This window comes from Neobacillus rhizosphaerae (assembly GCF_937468385.1).
Taxonomy (GTDB): Bacteria; Bacillota; Bacilli; order Bacillales; family Cytobacillaceae; genus Neobacillus; species Neobacillus rhizosphaerae.
The window spans coordinates 58,739-65,744 of sequence record NZ_CALBWS010000029.1 but is presented as its reverse complement, the minus strand read 5'-3'; the positions used below and the strand labels follow the sequence as shown (position 1 = coordinate 65,744).

At 39.4% G+C, this 7,006-nt stretch carries 5 protein-coding genes; all 5 read right to left on the bottom strand.

Annotation, left to right across the window (positions count from 1 at the left end):
• Positions 1-350: 350 nt before the first annotated feature.
• The gene (gene glpX / locus M5A78_RS18970) at positions 351-1,310 is read right to left on the bottom strand and encodes a class II fructose-bisphosphatase (protein ID WP_248736852.1); all 960 of its coding nucleotides are present in this window, start codon (positions 1,308-1,310) and stop codon (positions 351-353) included.
• A gap of 69 nt (positions 1,311-1,379) precedes the next feature.
• Positions 1,380-3,398, bottom strand: coding sequence for a transketolase (tkt, locus tag M5A78_RS18965; RefSeq protein WP_248736856.1), 2,019 nt, complete (start codon positions 3,396-3,398; stop codon positions 1,380-1,382).
• Between the two features lies 1 nt (position 3,399).
• Positions 3,400-4,065 (bottom strand): fructose-6-phosphate aldolase, encoded by a 666-nt coding sequence (fsa, locus tag M5A78_RS18960; RefSeq protein ID WP_248736851.1) that lies wholly within the window; start codon positions 4,063-4,065, stop codon positions 3,400-3,402.
• A 674-nt stretch (positions 4,066-4,739) separates the two neighbouring features.
• The gene (locus tag M5A78_RS18955; protein WP_248736850.1) at positions 4,740-6,317 is read right to left on the bottom strand and encodes a DUF4179 domain-containing protein; all 1,578 of its coding nucleotides are present in this window, start codon (positions 6,315-6,317) and stop codon (positions 4,740-4,742) included.
• On the bottom strand, positions 6,314-6,835 hold the full coding sequence (locus M5A78_RS18950; protein ID WP_248736849.1) for an RNA polymerase sigma factor: 522 nt from the start codon (positions 6,833-6,835) through the stop codon (positions 6,314-6,316). Before M5A78_RS18950 ends, M5A78_RS18955 begins: the two co-directional genes overlap by 4 nt.
• Positions 6,836-7,006: the final 171 nt, after the last annotated feature.

Genomic DNA, 7,006 nt, shown 5'->3' with positions numbered 1-7,006 from the left:
CTTCTCTCCTCGCCGGTTAAACGGAGCGGAAATTTCCGAATAACAATATCGCCTTTCGACTCTTTTTTCTTCTTTTCTTTCATGTTCTTTTTGTGTGGTCCCATTTTCTTTCACCTCCAACCGGAACATTTGTTCTATATTTTTATTATACTAGTTTCTATTGGTAATTGGAAGTAAAAAAACATGGCTTATATCCCCTTTTCTGAAGATAGGGGTTTTACGCCACTTTTTTGATAAATCAAAATAAAATCTCCCTTATGGTTTCCACGAAACAGTAAGGGAGATTATATGGGAATGGTTCGTTACCCCGTCTTTAAGAATTTAGCAGGTATACTTGGAATCTATACCTTTTAAAAAAAGTTGGCGTCAATAAATTGTGAATTCTTTATTTCTCCTCCAACGATAACTAAAGAGTGAGTTAGCATTGCACCAGTTGCATTTTTTTGCACACCCCTCAATAACATTCCATCTGTGATCCCAGTTGCGACAAAGAAACAATCATCTGTTTTCACAATTTCATCGATTTTCAAAGCCTTTTCAGGATGAGTGATACCCATCGAGATACAACGTTTCATTTCCTCTTCATTTTGAGGAAGAAGTCTAGCTTGAAAGTCCCCACCTAAACACTTTAATGCCGTCGCTGCAATGACACCTTCTGGAGCGCCGCCTGTCCCTACTAACATATCAACGTTTAAGTCATCAATCGCAGTTGCTATTGCACCAGTGATATCAACATCAGAAAAAAGTCTCACTTTAGCTCCAGATTTAATAACCTCATTAATTAATTCCTCATGACGAGGTCGATCCTGAATCATAATAGTTAATTCCTTAATATCTTTTTCAAGTGCATTAGCCACAGATTTAATATTTTCCGTTAGTGGTAAGTCAATATTGATACAGCCTTTAGCTTTTGGTCCAACGGCGATTTTTTTCATGTACATATCTGGAGCATGTAATAAACTTCCGCTAGTAGCGACAGCCAGAACAGATAGCGAGTTTTCCTGACCTTTTGCCATTAAGGTCGTTCCCTCAACAGGGTCAACTGCAATATCAACTAATGGGCCCTTTCCAGTGCCAAGTTTCTCATTAATGTATAGCATTGGAGCTTCATCCATTTCTCCTTCACCAATGACAACTACGCCACACATATCGATAAGGTTCATCCGTTTGCGCATCGCTCCCGTACCGGCCTCATCTGCTTCCATTTTATTTCCTCTACCTATCCAGGGATATGAGGCAACAGCAGCTTGTTGAGAAACGGCCAGGAAATCCATAACCAAGGTGTCAATGATTGTGTTTTTCATTTGCATGTAATTTCCCCCTCAAATAATGCAAAGACTGTAAAACCATTAATAATAGTTATACAGTCTTTAAATGAACTAATTAGCTTTAACGATAGAGTCAGAGATGATGGCTTTTGCCTGATTGACTACATTTTCAACTGTAAAACCATAGTGCTCCATTAACTGATCCCCAGGTGCAGATGCGCCAAAGCTATCAATGCCAATGATTGCACCTTCACGGCCAACATATTTTTGCCAACCAAAGGTTGATCCCATTTCGCAAGCCAATCTTCGTTGATTATTTGTTGGTAATACCGATTCTTTATACTCTTCATTTTGTTTTTCGAATAACTCCCAGCTTGGTATGCTGACAACAGAGGAATCGATACCTTGTTCAGCAAGTACTTTATGAGCGTTTAAGAGCAGTGATACTTCTGAACCTGTACCCATTAAAATGATAGCTGCTTGTTTTTCTTTAGATTCTATAAGGACATAGGCACCTTTTTCAATTCCCTCTTTAGCTTTATGGTAGCTACCTGGTAGAATCGGCAAGTTTTGACGACTAAGGACAAGCATGACTGGATTTTCCTTTTGTGCAAATGCATAGCGATAGGCTTCCACCGTTTCGTTCGCATCTGCCGGCCGAATTACGGTAAGTCCAGGCATTGCGCGGAAGGAGGCGAGCTGTTCAATTGGCTCATGTGTTGGTCCGTCTTCACCAACAGCAATCGAATCGTGTGTCATAACATAGGTAACTGGAATCCCCATTAATGCCGACGAACGTACTGCTGACCGTAAATAATCGGAGAATACAAAGAATGTCCCACCAAAAGGTTGAACCCCGTCATGTAGTGCCATGCCATTCAAAATGCCGCCCATGGCAAATTCTCGAACACCGAACCAAATATTTTTGCCTTCATAATTTGAAGGTTCAAAATCACCAAAGTTATTTAGCATCGTTTTATTCGAAGAAGATAAATCTGCTGATCCACCCATAATGGTAGGTAATTTCTCAGAGATTTGATTGAGTGCTACTCCTGAAGCATCTCTAGTAGCAATGTCTTTAGATTCTTCTGAGTAAAGCTTTAATGCTTCATCCCAGTTTTCCGGTAGGCAACCATCTATCATGGCTTGAACTTCTGTTGCCAGTTCTGGATATTCCTTAAAATAGCTATTCAACTTTTGAAGCCATTCTTCTTCTAATTGGGTTCCTTTTTTTTGATAATATTCTTTTAATGCTTCGACTTCTTCCGGCAACGTAAAAGCTGGTAGTTCCCAGTTATAATGTTTCTTTGTTAATTCAGCTTCTTCAGTTCCAAGTGGGGAACCATGTGCAGCTGATTTCCCCCCTTTATTTGGGCTACCATAACCAATAACAGTTTTTACTTCAATGATGGTTGGTTTATTTTTCTCAGTCTTAGCTAACTTAATAGCATGATTGATTGCCTGTAAGTCATTACCGTCTTCCACTACGAGTGTTTGCCAGCCGCATGAGCGAAATCTAGAATCAATATCATCTGTAAATGATTTATCTAAGTCTCCATCTAGTGAAATATTATTGGAGTCATATAATAAAATAAGTTTTCCAAGTTGTAAGTGGCCGGCAAGAGAAGCCGCCTCGTAGGAAATTCCCTCCATTAAACAACCATCACCACATAATAAGTAGGTATAGTGATCGACGATGGAATGATTAGGGCGATTATACATGGCTGCTAGATGAGCTTCCGTCATCGCCATCCCGACTCCCATGGCAATGCCTTGCCCAAGAGGTCCAGTTGTTCCGTCAACACCGACTGTATGTTTATATTCAGGATGACCAGGAGTTAAGCTTCCCATTTGTCTAAATTGCTGTAATTCAGACATTGGCAAATCATAGCCAAACACATGGAGTAAGCTGTAAAGAAGGGCAGATCCATGGCCAGCAGAAAGGACAAATCGATCACGGTTAAACCAGTTGGGATGATTTGGGTTGAATTTAAAATGATTTCTCCATAAAGCCGTTACAGCTGGTGCTGCTCCCATTGGTAAACCAGGGTGACCTGACTTAGATTTTTCAATCATATCAATAGAAAGTACGCGGAGAGATTGGACAATTTGATTATCTAACAGTTGCATATTATTCACCTGTCTCCATGAGTGATTTATTATAGGAACCCCAATCTTTCAAGAAACCTTCAATTCCCTTATCTGTTAATGGATGTCCCCATAGTTTAGGGAAAAGTGATCCTGGAATTGTGGCAATATGAGAACCAGCCTCTGCTGCTGCTTCCATATGACCAATATGACGAATACTTGCGGAAATAATCTCTGATTTTAATCCATAATTTTCAAGAACAACTTTTAATCGTTTGATAAGACCTAATCCATCTACACCAATATCATCGAGTCTTCCCAGGAATGGGCTGATGAAAGTTGCTCCTGCTTTTGCCGCCATTAGGCCTTGTGCAACAGAAAAAATCAACGTTACATTTGTTTTGATATTTTCTTTCGCTAAAACATTGACTGCTTTCAATCCTTCTTCAGTCATTGGAAGTTTCACAACGACATTTGGTGCCCATTGTGCAATTACGCGTGCTTCTTTAATCATTTCCTCAGCCTGAAGACCAATGACCTCTGCACTAACAGGTCCATCTACAATACTACAAATCTCTTTAATTACTTCTTCGAACGGGCGACCCTCTTTAGCAATAATTGATGGGTTAGTTGTCACGCCGTCAACAAGTCCCAATGCACTAATTCTTTTTATTTCTTCCACATTTGCTGTATCTAAGAAAAATTTCATTTTGACCACTCCATTTCTTTTAGTAAGAAAGAAAATATGAATACCATTGAAATAAAAAAACTACTGTTTGATTGAAGTAAACATGGTGAAAATCCTTTTGTGGGACTGAATTTATCTTCTCTATAATTTCATCTTACATTTCTTTATTATTGACTTCAATAGAGTGAGCTACTCTTAAAATTACCTTTAAATAGTGGCAAGAATTATACATCTAGGTTTTACCACAGTTACTTCTTGTAAGTTATCAATACTTCTTTTTCACATTAAATAATAGAGTAACGTAATCCCTCTTGTATTACCTTGCTTGGCACGGATCTTTTTGATTTGGTTCATCATAAACTGAATGGGCCGCCGATTCGCGCGGTTAGGGCACCAGGGAGATTCGTTCAGAAATTTGGTCATACTGCGTTAACAGGCATGCTTCTGTCATCATTTAAAAAAACTATCATGAGCCTCAACTCCCAACCCCTACCATAGAAATAAATGTAGAGAACAATCCGTAGTCACCTAATAAAGGCGGTGAGAGCAGAGCTAGACTTCACATCTTTCGTCTAGTGAAATGGGTATTTCACTTTAACTGGTTTAAGTGATTCATTTTTGCGGCGCTCCGCCCCTTTTCCACAGAAAAGAGAATAAAAAGGAAGAACCCGATTTAGGTTCTTCCTGCTAGTCTATTAATCCAATGAAATTCCAACCACTTTATCGTAAAATGAGGTGACTTTATAGCCTTCAATTTCTACCCCCACTGGTACATTATTCCCCCCTGAAAACTCGATATGGTGCTCAGTAGAGAACATTCGTGGATGATCAAGCTCATTTTGACGAAGCAAATAGTCACCTATTTTATATTTGTCCCCCTTTTTATCGATGTAATATCCATTGATACTAGCCCCACTTCCGCCATGACCATCTTTGTCATAAAAATGATAATCGAGCATTTCGTAGGCCCGATTTGGGTTCAGCTCTTCCGTCATGACAATTTTCGTCGGAGTACCGATTTCCATTTGTTCAATCGTGAGTTTATTCCCTAAATACTCAAAGGACTGTGGCAAGCCTTTTGAACTATCAATCGCAAATTTCGCGTGCTTGCTAACTGAAAATGTCGCACTATCAATGTGAATCTTAACGTCTGTTGGTTTTTCAAAATAAAGCGATTCAAATGTTGCTTCGGCTGAATTCCAGCCTTTTTCATACCTGCTACTTCCCCCATAACCGCCCAATCCAAATTGGTCATAAACTAACTTCCCCTTACTTTCGAGGCTGGATATTTTAATGTACTCCATACTTTTGTCTGGATTTTCATTCCGATATCGATACGATAATACCGTGATGGTTGGGGCAATCGTCAGTTTATCAAAAATAATTGGATTCCCATCGATTTTCGTCTCAACGTGAATCTTATGGACAATCGCTGGATGTTTTTTTACCGGAATGTCAAAACGCCAATCTCCCGCAACAAATTCCTTTTTTCCACCTGATACGCTCTGAGCGGTGTCCGGATCTCCAGGAGTTTGTGTTACCTTTTCAAGCTTACTAAGCTCGAGCTGAATACTTCCCACATCAGTGGTCATCGGGGCAACACCTAGTCGACCTTTATATACATGGTCCGTTTTTGAATAGAGGCTAAGATGATTCGTGACTGGTAAGTACGCTGGATGATCTTCCCTTTTCCAATCTTGGTCTTGATTAGCGATTTTCAGGCCATCACTGTAATTGATCATATACTTATTTCCCTTGTTTTGATCGTCAATTTCATAATAGATGAGCGTCTGGATGTCATCGGCAACAACACTCGTGATCGTCACCTTCACCCCATTGCTTTCTGCAGCTAAGTTTAGTCTCTCACCTAAGCCATGCTGAACATAATCCTGCGTTTGCTCGTCTTGCTTGGCACTTAAATCCTTCCACCAATCGAGGACACTGGCAAAACTATTGGTAGCCACGGCTGTTCCGACAAATACGGTTAAGAAAAGCATGGCCACCAACCCAATCATTGCTCGCTGTTTATAAGATTTTCGGCTGCTTTCTTGGCTTTTGGCCACTTTAGTGCGCACATTTTTCATAAAATCGTCAGGAACTTGAATCCTCTCACTATCTGACTCAAGCGCCGCAACAAGCTGCTGTAATTCCCGCATTTCCTGTTGACAACCAACACATCCCTGTAAATGAAGTTCTAGCTCAATTCTACTTATTTCATCAAGATTTCCTTCTAAATAATCGATTAATTGTTCTTGACTCTCACGACAATTCATTCATCCTCACCCTCCTCGATTATTTTCCTAAGCAGAATCAGGCCCCGATACAATCTAGATTTAACAGTCCCAACCGGCAATTTGAGGATCACGGCAATTTCTTCCTGGGAGTAGCCTTTCAGGTATTTTAAAATAATCATTTCCTTATATTTCTCATCGAGCTGATCCAGTTCTGCCAACACTTCCAACTTTGTTTCAAGTGGAGTACTATCCTCCGTATCTAGCGGACTAGTCATCTCTCTTTGTTTTCTTTTTCGATAAATGGATCGACATTCATTGATAAAGATCGTGGTCACCCATGATTCAAAATATTTATCTTCCTTTAACTGACCGATTTTTTCATTGACTTTAATAATCGTATTATGAAAAACATCCTCCACATCATGATGGCTTTTCAGATATGCCCAACCGATTTTATAAAACTTTGATTTTCTGATATCAAACCACTCAATCACTGCCGTCATATCTTGCTTCTTTATTTTTTTCAACATGGTAGAATCCGAAATCGATGTGATCACAACGTTAGTCTCTCCTCCCCCACTGCATCTTTAGCAATTAGAGCATTTATCGATACTAAAAGTTCCATTACAAATAAAGTTTTTTTCCATTTCTTTAATTCGGACGGTGACAGTGGACCAAGATTTTTTATAAATAAGCCAACTATATAAAAGTTATGTATAGAATCTTGT

Bases quoted from the DNA above. Each gene is read 5' to 3' on its own strand.
- tkt (WP_248736856.1), bottom strand. From the start codon at position 3,398: ATGCAACTGTTAGATAATCAAATTGTCCAATCTCTCCGCGTACTTTCT.
- fsa (WP_248736851.1), bottom strand. From the start codon at position 4,065: ATGAAATTTTTCTTAGATACAGCAAATGTGGAAGAAATAAAAAGAATT.
- glpX (WP_248736852.1), bottom strand. From the start codon at position 1,310: ATGCAAATGAAAAACACAATCATTGACACCTTGGTTATGGATTTCCTG.
- M5A78_RS18955 (WP_248736850.1), bottom strand. From the start codon at position 6,317: ATGAATTGTCGTGAGAGTCAAGAACAATTAATCGATTATTTAGAAGGA.